A 15,379-nucleotide genomic window follows, 5' to 3' on the forward strand; every position below is an offset into this window, starting at 1 on the left:
AAAATTGGGCCGCGAAAAATTCGCCAAATGGTAAAGAAAAGACCCTCTTCTGACAAGGTAATAGCCTGTCACAAAACGCCTACAGCCCCGTAGAACCGGGACCTTCGGCACGCGACACGCTGTCGCACCAGAAATTCGGGCCATAAAAAAACGCCCAGCTCCGAACGAAGCTGGGCGTCTTCTTGTAAAGCGCGGATCAGCGCTTGGAGTACTGCGGACGCTTGCGCGCCTTGCGCAGACCGACCTTCTTGCGCTCCACTTCGCGAGCATCGCGAGTCACGAAGCCGGCCTTGCGCAGCGGGCTGCGCAGGGTCTCGTCATAGTCGATCAGAGCGCGAGTGATACCGTGGCGGATAGCACCGGCCTGACCACTGACACCACCACCCAGAACGGTAACGTAGATGTCGAACTTCTCGACGGTCTCGGTCAGCTCCAGCGGCTGACGAACCACCATGCGGGCGGTTTCGCGACCGAAGAAGTTGTCCAGCTCACGGTTGTTGATGGAAATCTTGCCAGTGCCCGGGCGCAGGAAAACGCGCGCGGTTGCGGTCTTGCGACGGCCAGTGCCGTAATTTTGAGTCGCCGACATAATGAACTATTCCGTTAAATCTTCAGTTCTTGGGGCTGCTGAGCGGTGTGCGGGTGGCTGGCACCCTTGTAGACCTTCAGCTTACGATACATGTCGCGACCCAGCGGGTTCTTCGGCAGCATGCCTTTGACCGCGGTCTCGATCACACGCTCGGGCGCCTTGGCGATCAGCTTCTCGAAGTTGATCGACTTGATGCCACCCGGGAAACCGGAGTGGGAGTAGTACATCTTGTCGGTGGTCTTGGCACCGGTAACACGCACTTGCTCGGCATTGATCACGACGATGTAATCGCCGGTATCGACGTGAGGGGTGTATTCCGGCTTGTGCTTGCCACGCAGGCGGCTAGCGATTTCGGTTGCCAGACGACCCAGGGTCTGGCCGGCAGCGTCGACGACGAACCAGTCGCGCTTGACGGTTTCCGGTTTAGCAGTAAATGTCTTCATTCGTTATAGCCTCAGGGGCCGCCCTGAAAATAAGACGGCGAATCTTACTGAATGGTGCTCGCCCTGGCAAGGCCAGGGCAGCCGGAAACAGACGCTATCGGGGGCTCGGGTCAGCGCGTCCGCCACGGCAGTGGTTCGGTAGGCTAGGCATCCCCTACCTTTGGCTTGCGTCGACAGGCTAGGCATCCCCGGCGACAGGCTGCGGAATTATCCTGATTGCCAGAAAAATAGCAACGACTTTTAGGGTCTATTGACGTTTCATACGCGGCCGCGCTGGAACCTCTCCGGCACTCATCGGGGACATCCGATACATCGACGCAAGACACCAGCCCCAATCGAACCGCCCTGCGCACCGATCGCCACCAAATGGCACTTCAACGCAGGCAGTCACTCTGATGACACGACCGGAGGCAACTTCGTTAAGCTTCCCTAGCGGTCTTTTCATTGCGCGAGGAATCTCCATGGAATTTCGTCGACTGGGTCGTAGCGACCTCGAGGTGAGCGCGATCGGCCTGGGCACCATGACCTGGGGCGAACAGAACAGCGAAGCCGAAGCCTTCGCCCAGATCGACAGGGCCAAGGCCGCCGGGATCAACTTCATCGATACCGCGGAGATGTATCCGGTACCGCCACGGCCGGAAACCTACGCGACCACCGAGCGTTACATAGGCAATTATTTCAAGGCGCGTGGCGATCGCGCCGACTGGGTCCTGGCGACCAAGATCGCCGGCCCCGGCAATGGCATCGGCCATATCCGCGACGGGCATCTCAGATTCAACCGACAGCACATTCGTACCGCCGTCGATGCCAGCCTCCAGCGCCTGCAGACCGACTGGATCGATCTTTACCAACTGCACTGGCCCGAGCGCAGCACCAACTTCTTCGGTCAACTGGGCTACTGCCATCGGGAGAGCGACTTCACACCCCTCGAAGAAACCCTGCAAGCCCTCGATGACGAAGTGAGGGCCGGCCGGATACGCCACATAGGGCTGTCCAACGAGACGCCCTGGGGCACCATGAAATACCTGCAACTGGCCGAAAGCCGCGGTTGGCCGCGCGCCGTTTCGATCCAGAATCCATACAACCTGCTCAACCGCAGCTTCGAGATAGGGCTGGCGGAAATCGCCATCCGCGAACAATGCGGGCTGCTCGCCTACTCGCCCCTGGCCTTCGGCATGCTCAGCGGCAAGTACGAGAACGGCGCGCGGCCGGCCAATGCCCGCATTACGCTCTTCCAACGCTTCTCGCGCTACACCAACCCGCAGGCACAAGCCGCCTGCTCACGATACGTCGCCCTCGCCCGCGAGCACGGCCTCGCCCCGGCCCAGATGGCGCTCGCCTACGTCACCGCACAACCCTTCGTCACCAGCAACATCATCGGCGCCACCTCTCTTGAGCAACTCGAAGCCAATCTCGCCAGCGCAGAGATGAAACTATCGGCCGAGGTCCTTGCCGGCATCGAAGCGATTCACACGCAGCAGCCGAATCCTGCGCCGTGAAGGCCCGGCGCTGCAGAAACTCATTTATCAGAAGCTCACTCAAAAAGAAGGCCACCAGCGCAAAGGAACCACCCGGATGATCTCCGCCCACCTGCTTGCCCCATCCAGCATCATCGCGGGCTGGCTGATCTACTCGATCGCCCTGCTCTGGGCGACGTGGCGCGCGCCGTGGGTCGAGTTGTTCAGCGATACGCGGCGCCAGCACCTGCTGTTCGGGGCGATGCTGGCCATCTTCCTGCTCTGGCTGGTGCGCCGCGACTTCGACTCGGGATTGTCCTTCCATTTCATCGGACTGACGGCCATAACCCTGCTGCTGGACTGGCCGCTGGCCATCATTGCCGCCCTCAGCGCACAACTCGGCCTGACCCTGACGGGGCACCAACATCTGGCGGCACTGGGCGTGAATGGCGTTCTGCTGGTGCTGATTCCGGTATTGGTCACCGTCATCTGCGCCCGCCTGGTCGAGCGCGCGCAGCCGCGAAACCTGTTCGTCTTCATCTTCTTCTCCGGATTCTTCCCGGCCGCACTGGCCGCACTGCTATGCGTACTGGCTTCGCTGGGCGTACTGCTGATCGACGGCCGCTTCCCGATGCCCCCGTGGCTCGAGGATTTCGCAGGCTACATCTGGCTGGTGATGTTCCCGGAAGCCTTCATCAACGGCACCGCGGTCACGGCACTGGTGGTCTTCTATCCGGACTGGCTGGAAAGCTTCAACCAGAGCCGCTATCTGCAGGCGCCCTGGAAGGATGAGGGGCGATAGGCGGGTTTCACCCGCCCTACAAGCCTGCATAGTGTTCCGCCTGGCATAGGCGCAGGGCGAGTTGCAACCCGCCGAACGGAGTTCGCCCCACAGCGGAACAAAGTCGGAACGGAGCACTCGATGCTTTCGCGGGGCCTGATTCGCGAGCATGGCTCGCCCCTACGGGAGGGCGCGAAGACAAAGATGACGCATGACCCTGACGGCATCGCAGGGTTGCCATGTCCACCAGCAGCAGCCACACTGCATCGCAAATGCAACGCAGGTTATCCTATGAAAACCGCAACCCTGCCCTCGATTCGCGTCCAGCCCGAACTCCGACAGGCGGCCGAAGCCGTACTCAAGCCTGGAGAAACCCTGTCCTCGCTCATGGAGCAAGCTCTGAGGCAGAGCATCGCCGCTCGGCAGGATCAGGAAGAGTTCATCGAGCGCGGACTCGCCTCCGCATCGCGCGCCAGATCGACTGGCCGTTATCTACCAGCAGGCGACGTACTCGCGTCCCTTGAGGAACGCCTGCAACAAGCCCGAACCAACAAGCACCGATGACATACCAGGTACGCTTCACGGAAGAAGCGCAGGCAGATCTGCTCAGGCTTTACGATTTTCTGCTCGAGCGCGACCTCGAACTGGCTGAGCGTGCACTCGCCACCATCCGCCAGGCTCTCGCCCTACTGGAAAGCTTCCCCTTCTCCTGCCGCAAGCCCCTGCCCGACACCCCGCGCTTTCGTGAACTACTGATACCGTTCGGCCGGGAAGGCTATGTGGCACTCTTCGAGATCGACAGCGCCACGACGGTCACTATTCTTGCGATCAGGCATCAGCGCGAAGACGATTATCAATGAGGATTCGCGGGTATTTTTTATCGCAGGAGCGGGCCATGCCCGCGATGTTCTGCGCGTGCCGGGTTCGCGAGCATGGCTCGCTCCCTACAGGCGTACGGGTTGCAACCCGCCGAACGGCGTTTGCCCCACACCGCCAAGCCTAATGCTGGCGAGGCGGCATATCGCCGGAGAACAGCTCATCCTCGAGCTCGTTGCCCGCAATGGCGTGCTCTTCCGAGGCCCACGCCCCCAGATCGATCAGCTTGCAGCGATCGGAACAGAACGGCCGATGCGGGCTCTGCGCGCCCCACTCCACCGGCGCCCCACAGGTGGGGCACTCAACGATGGTCACACTCATTACCGCCCCCTCGTAGCGTCAGATAAAAATGATGCAAACGCTCCACCTCGGATTTCAGCCAGGGCAGATCACGGTCATTCAACAACACATCGTCGGCATGCCGCAGGCGCTCCTCGCGAGCGGCCTGGACCTTGAGAATCGCCCGCACCTGCTCTTCGCTTGTGCGATCCCGGCCGATGGTGCGCTGCACCTGCAGCGCCTCGGGCACATCCACCACCAGCACACGATCGACCTGCCGGTACTGCCCCGACTCGACCAGCAGCGGCGAAACCATGATCGCGTAAGGCGATTCTGCCAGCGCAAGATGCCGAGCAATCTCCGCCCGGATCAATGGGTGCAACAGCTGCTCCAGCCACTTGCGCTCATCCGGACTTCGAAATACCCGTTCGCGCAGGGCTGCGCGGTCCAGCTCGCCGCTCGGCAGAAGAATGTCTTCACCGAAGTGCTCGGCGATCTGCAGTAGCGCAGGCCGGCCAGGCTCCACCACCCAGCGCGCCGCCTGGTCGGCATCCACGACATGCACCCCAAGGCTGGCGAAATGATCCGCCACGGCGGTCTTGCCGCTACCGATGCCGCCGGTCAATCCAAGAATCCAGGGTTTCATCAGGCAAACACGCCCCAGCTGCCAAATCAGGACGCGCAGTAGTAACCACTCGGCTCACGAAGCGCAAGTCAAAATCGGGCGATGCCTGACCGCGCGGATTGCACAACGCTCCACCCCGACGTAGGGCGAGCGCAACCCGCCAAGCACGATTCGCAACCACACCATGACCGAACCGCGCATGACCGCAAAGAGTTAAGAACCCGCCGACAAGGGCAGCGTTTTGCAGAGCCGACGCCTGTGCATGACCGCGCGGGTTTCACCCGCCCTACGGCTTGCACGGCGCTCCGCCCCGATGTAGGGCAGGTAAAACCCACTACACCTTAGAAACGCGCGAACTGCAGATAGCTTTGCGTGATCCTGTCGCCCCAGAGCAAAGCGATCCAACCGGCGATCGCCAGATACGGCCCGAAGGGGATTGGCGTATTGCCTTCGGCATTCCGCAGCCGCAGCAGGATACTCCCGAGCACGGCACCGACCACCGACGACAGCAGGATGGTAAGAGGCAGCACCTGCCACCCGCCCCACGCTCCCAGCATCGCCAGCAGCTTGAAATCGCCGTAGCCCATGCCGTCCTTGCCGGTCACCAGCTTGAACAGCCAGTAAACCGACCACAGGCTCAGGTAACCCGCCACCGCTCCCCATAGCGCACTTTCCAATGACACGAACAGGCCGAAATCATTGAGGATGAGCCCCAACCACAACAGCGGCAGCACCAGCGCATCGGGCAGCAACTGGTGATCGACGTCGATCATGCTCATCGCCAGCAATCCCCAGGTCAGCAACAGCATCGCGCCCGCCTGCCAAGAGAAGCCGAAATGCCACGCGACGTAGGCCGACAGCAGTCCGCACGCCAGTTCCACCAGCGGATAACGGCCACTGATCGACGCCCTGCAGGAAGAACACTTGCCCCGCAACGCCAACCAACTGACCAGAGGAATATTTTCCCACGACCGGATCCGATGGCCGCAGTGCGGGCAATGCGACGCCGGCAGCAAAAGATTGAAGCGCTCCCCAGCCGGCTCGGGCGGGCATTCCAGGTATTCGCGCGCCTGCATGCGCCAATCCCGCTGCATCATGATCGGCAGGCGGTGTATCACCACGTTGAGAAAGCTGCCAACCAGCAATCCCACCAGGGCAGCGGACAAAACAAAGGCCAGCGCATGGCTGGCCAGATAATCGATGAGGATCATGCTTAAACGACAGCACCCAGTTGGAAAATCGGCAAGTACATTGCAATGATCAGACCGCCCACCAGGACACCCAGCACCGCCATGATCATCGGCTCCATCAGGCTGGTCAGGCCGTCGACCATATTGTCGACCTCATCCTCATAGAACGTGGCGACTTTTCCCAGCATTTCATCCAGCGCGCCGGACTCTTCACCGATGGCAGTCATCTGGACGGCCATCGTCGGGAAGGTGCCGGTGGTGCGCATGGAGAAGTTCAGTTGCATACCGGTCGAGACATCATTCTTGACCTTCATCGTCGCATTGCGGAACACCACATTGCCCGTCGCACCCGCTACCGAATCCAGGGCGTCCACCAGGGGCACCCCCGCGGCGAAGGTGGTCGACAGGGTGCGAGCGAAACGGGCGACCGAGGACTTGTAGAGAATGTCCCCCACGATCGGCACCTTCAGCAGCAAACGGTCGAACCAGTTGCGGAATTTCTCGGAGCGCTTGTGCGCTTCCTTGAAAGCAAAAGCGGCCGCCAACAGCCCCGCCAGAACGATGAACCACCATTCCTGCAGCGCTTCCGACAAGCCAATCACCATCAGGGTGAACGCCGGCAATTCGGCTCCGAAATTGGCGAAGACCTCCTGAAACTGCGGCACCACCTTGATCAACAGAATGGCCGAAACGATGATTGCCACCAGCACCACCGCAATGGGGTAGTTCATCGCCTTCTTGATCTTGGCCTTCAGCGCCTCGGTCTTCTCCTTGTAGGTCGCCACGCGATCGAGCAGGGTTTCCAGCGCACCGGATTGCTCACCGGAATCCACCAGGTTGCAATAGAGGTCATCGAAATACTGCGGCTTCTTGCGCAACGCCGCCGCAAAGCTGTTACCTGCCGCCACCTCCTGCTTCAAGTCATCCACCAGCTTGCGCATGTTCGGATTGTCGAACCCTTCGCCGATGATGTCGAAGGACTGCAGCAGCGGCACGCCGGCCTTCATCATGGTCGCCATCTGCCGGGTGAACAGCGCGATATCCATCGGCTTGATCTTCTTGCCCGCGCCGAACAGCGAGACGGACTTCTTGCGCACCTTCTGCGGATTGATCCCCTGCTTGCGCAGCTGCGCCTTCACCAGCGCCGGGCTGACGCCGCTCAGCTCACCCTTGACCCTGCTGCCTTTGCGGTCGGTTCCCTCCCAGGTGAACACACTGGTTCTGATCGCTTTCTGCGCCATGCTTAATCCTTGGTGACCCGGTTGACTTCTTCGAGGCTGGTCACGCCCTGCATGGCCTTCAGCAATGCCGAGGTCCGCAAGTCGTTGTAGCCGTCTTTGCGCATCTGGGTGGAGATATCGATGGAATTTCCGTCTTCCATGATAATCCGCTGCAGAGAGGGCGTGTTTTTAACCACTTCATAAATACCGACACGCCCTTTGTAACCGCCTTTGCAATTATCGCAACCCACCGGCCCGTAAATCTTGAAGGTCCCGATTTTCTCTTCGGGAAAGCCTTCGCGCAGCAAGGCCTCCCGCGGCACATCGATTTCCTTCTTGCAACTGTTGCAGAGTTTGCGCGCCAGACGCTGAGCAATGATCAGGTTCACCGAGGTGGCGATATTGAATGCCGGCACCCCCATGTTGCGCAGACGGGTAAGGGTTTCGGCGGCGCTGTTGGTGTGCAGGGTCGACATCACCATATGCCCGGTCTGCGCCGCCTTGATGGCGATCTCGGCGGTTTCCAGGTCGCGGATCTCACCGACCATGATGATATCCGGGTCTTGCCGCAGGAAAGCACGAAGCGCCTGGGCGAAGTCCATGCCCTGGCGCGGATTGACGTTGACCTGGTTGATACCCTCGAGGTTGATTTCCACCGGGTCTTCCGCCGTGGAAATATTCACATCCACGGTATTGAGGATATTCAGGCCGGTGTACAACGAAACCGTCTTGCCCGAGCCGGTAGGCCCCGTCACCAGGATCATCCCCTGCGGCTGGCGCAGGGCATTCATATACAGGTCCTTCTGATCCGCTTCGTACCCCAGCGCATCGATGCCCATCTGCGCGCTGGACGGGTCGAGAATACGCATCACGATCTTCTCGCCCCACAGCGTGGGCAGCGTATTGACGCGAAAATCGATGGCCTTGTTCTTGGATAGCTTCATCTTGATCCGGCCATCCTGCGGCTTGCGCCGCTCGGAAATATCCAGGCCGGCCATCACCTTCAGGCGCGCGGAAATACGCGGGGCAAGCTGAATCGGCGGACGCGCCACCTCATGCAGGATGCCATCGGTACGCAGTCGCACCCGATACGCCTTTTCATAGGGCTCGAAATGCAGGTCGGACGAACCGCCGCGAATGGCGTCGAGCAGCATCTTGTTGACGAAGCGCACGACCGGCGCATCATCGGCCTCCCCGCCCGCTTCGTCACCTTTGGCGTCATCCGAAACGGTCTCGACGTCGACCCCATCCAGATCGACGTCACCCAACTCCTCCAGCCCCGTTGAACCGCTCTCGAAGAATTTGTCGATAGCGTCACCGAGCTTGTCATCCTCCACGAGGATGGCTTCCGTGTTCAGCCCCGTACTGAACTGGATATCGGAAATCGCCTGATGATTAGCCGGGTCCGAAACCGCCAAATAGAGCTTGTTGCCACGCTTCGCGAGCGGCAGTACGCGGTGCTGGCGGGCCAGCTTCTCGCTGACGATATCGCCGGGCATCGACTCCTTATCCAGCGCAGCCAGATCCAGCAAGGCGACGCCGAACTGCTCGGAGGCAAGCTCGGCCACGACGCGCCCTTTCGCCAGCTTGTTCTGCACGAGATAAGTAACAAGAGGCGACTTGTTACGCAGTGCCTGCACCTGCGCCTGTTGCGCCGTTCTTTCATCCAGCACCCCGGCCAGCACCATCTGCCGGGCCAGTCCGGAAAGGGAAATGTGTTCGCTCATGGCTGTCTTGCTCCAATCTGTGTCCGCCTTATAGCGCAGTTGTCGAGAGCTGCAAACCAGCCCCTTGCCGAGTGACGCTATTGGTCACATAACGCCCGTAAATAACCAACCCGCATTTCGCCCCAGTCATAAAAAACACCTAAGGATGCACACCCCGAGGCGGAAAACGCCTCACAAAACATATTCGCCCCTTCAGAAAGCAGCATTAAGTTGCAGTGCATCACATTATCGCTCGCCGCTCTCAGAACGAACGCAAACTGGCACACCAACTGCTTTATCCCCACCAGGCTCAACAGCCTTAACACTCAAAGGAGATTCAAATGAAAGCGCAGATGCAGAGGGGCTTTACCCTTATCGAGCTGATGATCGTGGTTGCGATCATTGGTATTTTGGCGGCCATCGCCATTCCGCAATACCAAAACTACATCGGTCGCTCCCAGTTTTCTGAAGCGCACGCACTTTTGTCCGGTGCAAAAGTTGCTGTTCAGGAAAAAATTGATCAAGGTGAAGCTATTACCGGTGCGGATTTGGAGTTGCAATTAGCAGGGACTTATGGGGATATCGGAACTCCTGCAAATGCCGCTGCCGGCGCCACTACTTACTCCCTCGTTTATACCTTTGATAAGGCAAATCCGAGCCTGAATGGTAGCGAGGTAACTTACGCTTACGACCAGGCTACTGGTAAGTGGACTTGCACTACAGATGCTGATGCAAAGTTCGTAACCAAGTGCAGTGCCTCCTAGTGTAGGTTAATCCTCTGGATTGCCCCCTATAGAGCGGGTGAAAACCGCGCGGTTACGCATCATCTGACAACACGAAACCCTGCCATCTCCGGCGGGGTTTCGTGTTTTATGAGTGCCCCGGACGATGGCGCTGGTCGGCGAATTGCTGGCGCGTTCGGCGATCGTTCCACCTAGCGCCAACCGATTATCGGCGAATTTCACCTGCCCTACGTCTGTTCTGCACCGTGTAACCGCGCGGTTATACGCATCGCCTAACCAAAACGAAACCATGCACTCTCCGGCGGGGTTTCCTTTTTTGTATGGCGTGCCGCATGGCGTCGCCACCATCGGCCCTAAGCCTGTTTGCCTGGCTCACTTATTGCCTAATGTGCGTTAAATTTTTGAAAAAAGCTTTACCACAAATGAAAAGCCCCTCTGCAATAACCTACACACTGCTTGCGTTGATCTTCACCTCCTTCTGCTTATCCGCCACAGAGACCTGGCACCTTGGGTATGGCTGGCATGATCAGCAACGCATCTACCAATTGGGTCTGCTTTGCGCTTGCGCCCCGCTGGCTGTGTTGTTACCTCAAACAGCCTTGCCGCGGCCTGTTCTGTTGCTTTTGGTTGGCCTGTTTCTTCTGGGACTGTGCTCGTCCGCGCTTGCCGTCTGGCCGGAATGGGCGCTGAAGGAATGGAGTCGCTATGGCGGGCTTCTGCTGCTGGCCTTGCTCGTAGGCGGCCTGGCAGAGCGACCCACCTGGCAAAACTTTATGCTCTGGGCAATGGCCGCTACCGGCTTTATTCATGCGCTCCAGTTTCTCGTTTACTACATGACGGCTTTTGTCTCCGGCGTGCGGATGCTCGATGCCGACCTTCTGTTTAACGGCTTTTCTAATCCTAGGTTTTTCGGCCAATTCCAAGTCATGCTCATGCCCGTGATGGCGCTGCTGGTGGAGCGCTGCCGTCAACAGCAGCGTTTGGCCCTCGCCGCATTGTTGGCGCTGGCACTCGTCACTCAATGGTGCATCGCCTTCACGCTTGGCGGGCGGGGCCTGTGGCTAGGGCTGCTGGTCAGCCATCTTGCGCTGCTGCTGATCAACCGAAAGCTATGGCGCATTTTGGCCTTGCAGGCAGCCGCCGCATTGTTGGGCTTTCTGCTATTTTTGCTGCTGTTCAAACTGATCCCACTCTGGCTGGGCCTTGATCCCGCGCTGCGTGACAACTGGCGCACCAGCCTTTCGGGCCGTGAACGTATCTGGCAATGGGCATGGGAAATGGCCCTAGCCAACCCTTGGCTGGGCGCCGGCCCCATGCACTATTCGGCAATCCATAACCCCATCGCGGCCCATCCTCATCAAGTAATCCTTCAATGGCTGGCTGAATGGGGCTTTGCCGCAACCCTTATCGCCCTCGCCCTGGGCGCCTGGGGGCTAATGCGCGGTGCCCGCCATCTGCACCAAGCGTCCGCCAACGAACTGGACGCCGGGCTATGGGTGGCAATCGTCGGCGCACTGGTACTGGCGCAGGTCGATGGCGTTTTCGTCATGCCCTATACGGAAACATGGCTGGCTCTGCTGATTGGCCTGGCCTTAGCTCGCTGGTCCAAATCCGCAACGCCCTCTCGTACCCAACGCCTCACCTGTGCCATCATCGCAATCCCTGTGCTGCTGGTGCTGGGGAGCGTCCTTATAAGCGAAGTCCCCACACTGCCCCAAAGCATAGATGCCTACATGATTGAACATCGCACCGGATGGACTCCGCGCTTTTGGTCACAAGGCTGGATACCCATGTAAGCCCAGTGGGCAGGTAAAACCCACGTGGTTGCGCATTGCCTAGCCCTGTAGGGCGGGTGAAACCCGCGCGGTTACACCTCTCGCCGGACCGGCTCACAACCTCACCCCACCGGTGGTGTTTGTTTTTTGCGGTATGAACGAATCAACCACGGCATGGCGGCGAACCGCGTTCGGCGGGTTGCAGCCCGCCCTTCATCGGATCGAACCGCGTGCAAACCGTAGGGCGGGTGAAACCCGCACGGTCATGCCATACCAATACACCCTTCAAAGTGTATAGTTGAGTCAGATTTCCCGTGACATAGGGCAAAACGATGACTGGCGATTCGAGAATCACTCTGGAGCCTGGCAAGCGTGGAGGCAGACCCTGCATTCGAGGGTTGCGTATAAGTGTGGACGATGTACTTGGCTGGCTGGCCGACGGCATGTCCCAAGAAGATATCCTGAACGATTACCCGGAACTGAACCGCGAGGACATCCTGGCATGCCTCGCGTTTGCAGCCGCTCGCCTGAAGCATGCGGCCTGGATCAAGGCTGCATGAAGCTGTGAAGCTCTTGCTCGACGAAAACCTGTCACGCAGGCTAGCCTTGTAGGGCGGGTGAAACCCGCGCGGTTTGCGTGGTGCCGACTTCCGACCCGATAACCTGGCATCGGTGCCATCGCCCAGCGCGCTCGGCGGGTTGCAACCCGCCCTACGGTTCACCGATCCAATCGCTGGGATAGGCGCCTTGGACGACATGGCGATGGAATGACGACCACGGCCAATCGCTTACACGGCGAACCAGTCCATGCTTGACCGGATTGACATGCAGGTAATCCAGATGGCGGCGGAAATCCTGCTCGTCTCGAATCAGGTGCTCCCAGAACCGATGCTGCCAAAGCGTTGCGCATTGCCTGGCCTTGCGCCGCGGGGTCAAGAGCGCATTTTGCAGATAGGCCGCACCGCACCGGCGAGTTACTCCCCGCTTGATCAGGCGCCAGCGTGTGGAGTAATCGGTATCGCCGTCAGGCAATGTCCAGATGGCGTGCAGGTGATCGGGCAACAATACCCAGCCATCGATGCGAAACGGCATGCGATCGCGCACCTCGACAATGGCCTCGCGTAAGGCCTGACGCATGTCGGGGCAGGTCAGGATCGGCTGACGCCGTTCGGTAACGACGGTGAAGAAGTAGCAGCCGCCCGGGACGCGGGCGCGGCGATAGCGCGACATTTGCGAACATCCCTGTTCGTTGGGGCCGTGTCATAGTCGGCTCAGGTAGTCAGGGCGTCCGTGATCAGGTCTGCAATTCGTGAAAACAGGTAGAGTTCGCGCACAGATCCCATTAGTCGATGTCGGCGTGACCACCATCCTTGGTCGGCGGGTTGCAACCCGTATATGGACTCCTCCCGGTTTGCCAGCAAAAAACAGTGCTTTTGAACCAAGGTACGACTGCTACCGTATATCCGGCTTCCCAATGAAGTGATTCGTCACTTCGAGCCTTGATGAAGTAGTCGCTCATGTGTGGCTAATCGCCCTAGCGGCCTTGAAGGTTCAGAGGGCCTTTGGGTTGCGAAGGCTTCACACATGCCGGTTCGACCGGTTCGTCATCACTGTCTGTCACTGTGCAATCGTGTGGATCTTGCTCTACTCCCTACGGTGTTGCGCTTGCTGCGGTGTTACGTATCGTATTGCTCGGCCACCGGGTTCAGCTCCTCATGGAGTGATAGCTCTCGCCCTTGCTGAGTAGCGCCCAGATGATCCGGGCATTCTTGTTCGCCAGGGCTACCGTGGCGATGTTCATGTTGCGCCTACACTTCAACTCATTGAGCCAGACGCTGCGTGGATCGGTCTTTTTCGCACTCGTTCTGAGGGCGGACCGGGCACCATGGATCAGCAAGGTTCGCAGATACCTATCGCCTCGCTTGCTGATGCGACCCAGGCGCTCCTTGCCGCCGCTGGAGTGTTGATTGGGCACCAGCCCCAGCCAGGCGGCGAGCTGGCGCCCCGACTTGAATTGACGGGCATCACCTACCGACGCCACCATGGCCGTGGCGCTGATCGGGCCAATACCCTCGATCTGCAGCAAGCGTTGCACTCGCTCATCCTGGCGTGCCTGTTGTTGAATCAGGCTATCCAAATGGGCGACCCGATTGTCCGTTTCCTGCAGTTCGTCGCGTAGCTCGCCCACCAATTCGCGCATGGCGGCCGGTAGGCTGCTGTCCGGTTCCAATGAGCGTGTCAGCAGGGCACGAGTGGCCGCAAAACCCTGCCGAGGCTCGATCAAGCCAAACTCGCTCAGCAAACCGCGAATCTCGTTGCTCAGGGCCGTTCTCGCCCTGATGACACGACTCCTGATCCGATGCACTGACAAGGCTGCCTGCTGCTCCTCAGTCTTCACCTCTACATAACGCATCGTCGGGCGGCTACCTGCCTCGCAAATCGCCTCGGCATCGTTGGCGTCGTTCTTGCCACCCTTGACATAGGGTTTGACGAACTGCGGGGCGATCAAGCGTACCTCGTGACCTTGCGCACGGAACTCTCGAGCCCAGTAGTGAGCACTGCCGCAGGCCTCCATGACGACCAGGCAAGGCTCCAGTTGCCTGAAGAAATCAAGCAGTCCTGCGCGCTTGATTTGCTTACGGCAGACAACCTGCTCATGGCTGTCTACACCATGAAGTTGGAAAACCTGCTTTGCCAGATCGACGCCAATTCGTTTAAGTTTCATCTCGACTCCTCCCTCTGGGACCGGTTGGTAACACCTCCAGTCTGGCGCTTGGACGCCGCAGGAGGGAGGAGTCCATTTCATTGCCCTACGCCGGACCGGACTGCGCACTGGGCCAGCGCTCAGGTGATCGGCGGTGATGCAGGCAGGCGAGCACGGAAATCTGTCCGTTATCCAGCAGTTCGAAATGCAGGGCATAGGGAAAACGGCGAAGCAGTATGCGTCTAAGGCGTTCCCGGCTGGGGCGCAGCTTTCTGGTGAGCGCTCCAGCTGTTCTGTCGCGGCAGCTATTGCGCGAAGGAATTCGCCACCCAGCCCATAGGAGCGCTGCTCATACCATTCGAATGCAGCAACGATTTCGGCTTGAGCGGGTGCCTCGAAGAGGACAGTCCACCTCACAGGCGAATCCCGAGCCTCTGGGCAATCTGACCAAGGGTTTTCCCTTGATGCGGGTTCTTGTCACGCCAGAGCGCCCGCTGTTCGAGTTCGTCCAGTATTTCCGAAGTCGTTTCTGGGATCGTTTCTGCCGCGAAGCGATCCCAGAGGTCTTCCGCCAATTGCAGCCGTTCGAACTTGCCCAGTTGCTCTATTTGTTCGCGTGTAATGCTCATGCCCGCCTCCTGCTTATCTATGGCTGGACGTTATCAGCCCGCCAAGGCTGGGGACAAGCATCGGGGGAGCGGCGGGCGCAACCTCGCCGAAAGGACCGCAGGGCGGGCGAAACCCGCCGATTTGCGTGGCGCCGATTTCCGGTTCGATAGCATCGCCAGGCATCCGTGCCGTTGCCTACCACGTTCGGCGGGTTGCAACCCGCCCTACACATGACGGAACGCCGTGCAGCCTGCTATGCGGTCAGATCGCCCCACGCTCACGCAGCAAGCCAATCACCTGCCTTACCCCCTCTTCCACCGTCGCTGTTTCGGTATCGATCACCAGATCCGCCTTCAGCGGCACGTCGTAGGGGAAGGACTCG

The 15,379-nt window shown here is 59.6% G+C and carries 18 protein-coding genes; 7 read left to right on the forward strand and 11 right to left on the reverse strand.

Features of this window, described 5'->3' with window-relative positions:
• Positions 1-196: 196 nt before the first annotated feature.
• Together rpsI and rplM are read right to left on the reverse strand one after the other, a co-directional pair.
• The gene (gene rpsI / locus IN820_RS16165) at positions 197-589 is read right to left on the reverse strand and encodes a 30S ribosomal protein S9 (protein ID WP_193681942.1); all 393 of its coding nucleotides are present in this window, start codon (positions 587-589) and stop codon (positions 197-199) included.
• 14 nt (positions 590-603) lie between these two features.
• Positions 604-1,032 carry a 50S ribosomal protein L13 gene (rplM, locus tag IN820_RS16170; RefSeq protein WP_003281188.1) on the reverse strand — a complete coding sequence of 143 codons (429 nt, stop codon included), beginning with the start codon at positions 1,030-1,032 and terminating at the stop codon, positions 604-606.
• Positions 1,033-1,493: 461 nt separating this feature from the next.
• On the opposite strand from rplM, the gene IN820_RS16175 reads away from it, so the two are divergent.
• The 4 genes from IN820_RS16175 (at position 1,494) to IN820_RS16190 (ending at position 4,130) form a co-directional block, all read left to right on the forward strand.
• Positions 1,494-2,531: an NADP(H)-dependent aldo-keto reductase gene (locus IN820_RS16175; protein WP_193681943.1), complete on the forward strand. Its 1,038-nt coding sequence runs from the start codon at positions 1,494-1,496 to the stop codon at positions 2,529-2,531.
• Between the two features lie 76 nt (positions 2,532-2,607).
• Complete coding sequence (locus IN820_RS16180; RefSeq protein ID WP_193681944.1) at positions 2,608-3,291, forward strand: energy-coupling factor ABC transporter permease; 684 nt, start codon at positions 2,608-2,610, stop codon at positions 3,289-3,291.
• Between the two features lie 270 nt (positions 3,292-3,561).
• Positions 3,562-3,834: a YlcI/YnfO family protein gene (locus IN820_RS16185; RefSeq protein WP_193681945.1), complete on the forward strand. Its 273-nt coding sequence runs from the start codon at positions 3,562-3,564 to the stop codon at positions 3,832-3,834.
• Complete coding sequence (locus IN820_RS16190) at positions 3,831-4,130, forward strand: type II toxin-antitoxin system RelE/ParE family toxin (RefSeq protein ID WP_193681946.1); 300 nt, start codon at positions 3,831-3,833, stop codon at positions 4,128-4,130. The genes IN820_RS16185 and IN820_RS16190 overlap by 4 nt, the downstream gene beginning before the upstream one ends.
• Before the next feature lie 139 nt (positions 4,131-4,269).
• On the opposite strand, the gene yacG is transcribed toward IN820_RS16190, so the two are convergent.
• The 5 genes from yacG to pilB all read right to left on the reverse strand — a co-directional run bounded on the left by yacG (position 4,270) and on the right by pilB (position 9,187).
• Positions 4,270-4,467, reverse strand: coding sequence for a DNA gyrase inhibitor YacG (yacG, locus tag IN820_RS16195; RefSeq protein WP_193681947.1), 198 nt, complete (start codon positions 4,465-4,467; stop codon positions 4,270-4,272).
• Positions 4,448-5,071, reverse strand: coding sequence for a dephospho-CoA kinase (gene coaE / locus IN820_RS16200; RefSeq protein WP_193681948.1), 624 nt, complete (start codon positions 5,069-5,071; stop codon positions 4,448-4,450). Before coaE ends, yacG begins: the two co-directional genes overlap by 20 nt.
• Positions 5,072-5,391: 320 nt before the next feature.
• Positions 5,392-6,261 (reverse strand): prepilin peptidase, encoded by an 870-nt coding sequence (locus IN820_RS16205; RefSeq protein ID WP_193681949.1) that lies wholly within the window; start codon positions 6,259-6,261, stop codon positions 5,392-5,394.
• Between the two features lie 2 nt (positions 6,262-6,263).
• The gene (locus tag IN820_RS16210) at positions 6,264-7,481 is read right to left on the reverse strand and encodes a type II secretion system F family protein (RefSeq protein WP_193681950.1); all 1,218 of its coding nucleotides are present in this window, start codon (positions 7,479-7,481) and stop codon (positions 6,264-6,266) included.
• 2 nt (positions 7,482-7,483) lie between these two features.
• A complete protein-coding gene (gene pilB / locus IN820_RS16215; RefSeq protein WP_193681951.1) occupies positions 7,484-9,187 on the reverse strand; it encodes a type IV-A pilus assembly ATPase PilB in 1,704 nt (567 codons plus the stop codon).
• Between the two features lie 320 nt (positions 9,188-9,507).
• On the opposite strand from pilB, the gene IN820_RS16220 reads away from it, so the two are divergent.
• The 3 genes from IN820_RS16220 to IN820_RS16230 all read left to right on the forward strand — a co-directional run bounded on the left by IN820_RS16220 (position 9,508) and on the right by IN820_RS16230 (position 12,244).
• Positions 9,508-9,930: a pilin gene (locus IN820_RS16220; protein WP_193681952.1), complete on the forward strand. Its 423-nt coding sequence runs from the start codon at positions 9,508-9,510 to the stop codon at positions 9,928-9,930.
• A 311-nt stretch (positions 9,931-10,241) separates the two neighbouring features.
• Positions 10,242-11,705 (forward strand): O-antigen ligase family protein, encoded by a 1,464-nt coding sequence (locus IN820_RS16225; RefSeq protein WP_235989178.1) that lies wholly within the window; start codon positions 10,242-10,244, stop codon positions 11,703-11,705.
• A 311-nt stretch (positions 11,706-12,016) separates the two neighbouring features.
• Positions 12,017-12,244 carry a DUF433 domain-containing protein gene (locus tag IN820_RS16230; protein WP_193681953.1) on the forward strand — a complete coding sequence of 76 codons (228 nt, stop codon included), beginning with the start codon at positions 12,017-12,019 and terminating at the stop codon, positions 12,242-12,244.
• 151 nt (positions 12,245-12,395) lie between these two features.
• On the opposite strand, the gene IN820_RS16235 is transcribed toward IN820_RS16230, so the two are convergent.
• The 4 genes from IN820_RS16235 to IN820_RS23005 all read right to left on the reverse strand — a co-directional run.
• Positions 12,396-12,914, reverse strand: coding sequence for an REP-associated tyrosine transposase (locus IN820_RS16235; RefSeq protein WP_193681954.1), 519 nt, complete (start codon positions 12,912-12,914; stop codon positions 12,396-12,398).
• Between the two features lie 475 nt (positions 12,915-13,389).
• A complete protein-coding gene (locus tag IN820_RS16240) occupies positions 13,390-14,409 on the reverse strand; it encodes an IS110 family RNA-guided transposase (protein ID WP_193681955.1) in 1,020 nt (339 codons plus the stop codon).
• A 392-nt stretch (positions 14,410-14,801) separates the two neighbouring features.
• The gene (locus IN820_RS16245; protein ID WP_193681956.1) at positions 14,802-15,017 is read right to left on the reverse strand and encodes an addiction module protein; all 216 of its coding nucleotides are present in this window, start codon (positions 15,015-15,017) and stop codon (positions 14,802-14,804) included.
• Between the two features lie 241 nt (positions 15,018-15,258).
• Positions 15,259-15,379: hypothetical protein (locus tag IN820_RS23005; protein ID WP_408005245.1), on the reverse strand; the 121-nt coding region annotated here is incomplete at its 5' end.

Origin of the sequence: Pseudomonas lopnurensis (genome assembly GCF_015070855.1) — a bacterium.
Classification (GTDB): Bacteria; Pseudomonadota; Gammaproteobacteria; order Pseudomonadales; family Pseudomonadaceae; genus Stutzerimonas; species Stutzerimonas lopnurensis.

Bases quoted from the DNA above. Each gene is read 5' to 3' on its own strand.
- rpsI (WP_193681942.1), bottom strand. From the start codon at position 589: ATGTCGGCGACTCAAAATTACGGCACTGGCCGTCGCAAGACCGCAACC.
- rplM (WP_003281188.1), bottom strand. From the start codon at position 1,032: ATGAAGACATTTACTGCTAAACCGGAAACCGTCAAGCGCGACTGGTTC.
- IN820_RS16175 (WP_193681943.1), top strand. From the start codon at position 1,494: ATGGAATTTCGTCGACTGGGTCGTAGCGACCTCGAGGTGAGCGCGATC.
- IN820_RS16180 (WP_193681944.1), top strand. From the start codon at position 2,608: ATGATCTCCGCCCACCTGCTTGCCCCATCCAGCATCATCGCGGGCTGG.
- IN820_RS16185 (WP_193681945.1), top strand. From the start codon at position 3,562: ATGAAAACCGCAACCCTGCCCTCGATTCGCGTCCAGCCCGAACTCCGA.
- IN820_RS16190 (WP_193681946.1), top strand. From the start codon at position 3,831: ATGACATACCAGGTACGCTTCACGGAAGAAGCGCAGGCAGATCTGCTC.
- yacG (WP_193681947.1), bottom strand. From the start codon at position 4,467: ATGAGTGTGACCATCGTTGAGTGCCCCACCTGTGGGGCGCCGGTGGAG.
- coaE (WP_193681948.1), bottom strand. From the start codon at position 5,071: ATGAAACCCTGGATTCTTGGATTGACCGGCGGCATCGGTAGCGGCAAG.
- IN820_RS16205 (WP_193681949.1), bottom strand. From the start codon at position 6,261: ATGATCCTCATCGATTATCTGGCCAGCCATGCGCTGGCCTTTGTTTTG.
- IN820_RS16210 (WP_193681950.1), bottom strand. From the start codon at position 7,481: ATGGCGCAGAAAGCGATCAGAACCAGTGTGTTCACCTGGGAGGGAACC.
- pilB (WP_193681951.1), bottom strand. From the start codon at position 9,187: ATGAGCGAACACATTTCCCTTTCCGGACTGGCCCGGCAGATGGTGCTG.
- IN820_RS16220 (WP_193681952.1), top strand. From the start codon at position 9,508: ATGAAAGCGCAGATGCAGAGGGGCTTTACCCTTATCGAGCTGATGATC.
- IN820_RS16225 (WP_235989178.1), top strand. From the start codon at position 10,242: ATGGCGTCGCCACCATCGGCCCTAAGCCTGTTTGCCTGGCTCACTTAT.
- IN820_RS16230 (WP_193681953.1), top strand. From the start codon at position 12,017: ATGACTGGCGATTCGAGAATCACTCTGGAGCCTGGCAAGCGTGGAGGC.
- IN820_RS16235 (WP_193681954.1), bottom strand. From the start codon at position 12,914: ATGTCGCGCTATCGCCGCGCCCGCGTCCCGGGCGGCTGCTACTTCTTC.
- IN820_RS16240 (WP_193681955.1), bottom strand. From the start codon at position 14,409: ATGAAACTTAAACGAATTGGCGTCGATCTGGCAAAGCAGGTTTTCCAA.
- IN820_RS16245 (WP_193681956.1), bottom strand. From the start codon at position 15,017: ATGAGCATTACACGCGAACAAATAGAGCAACTGGGCAAGTTCGAACGG.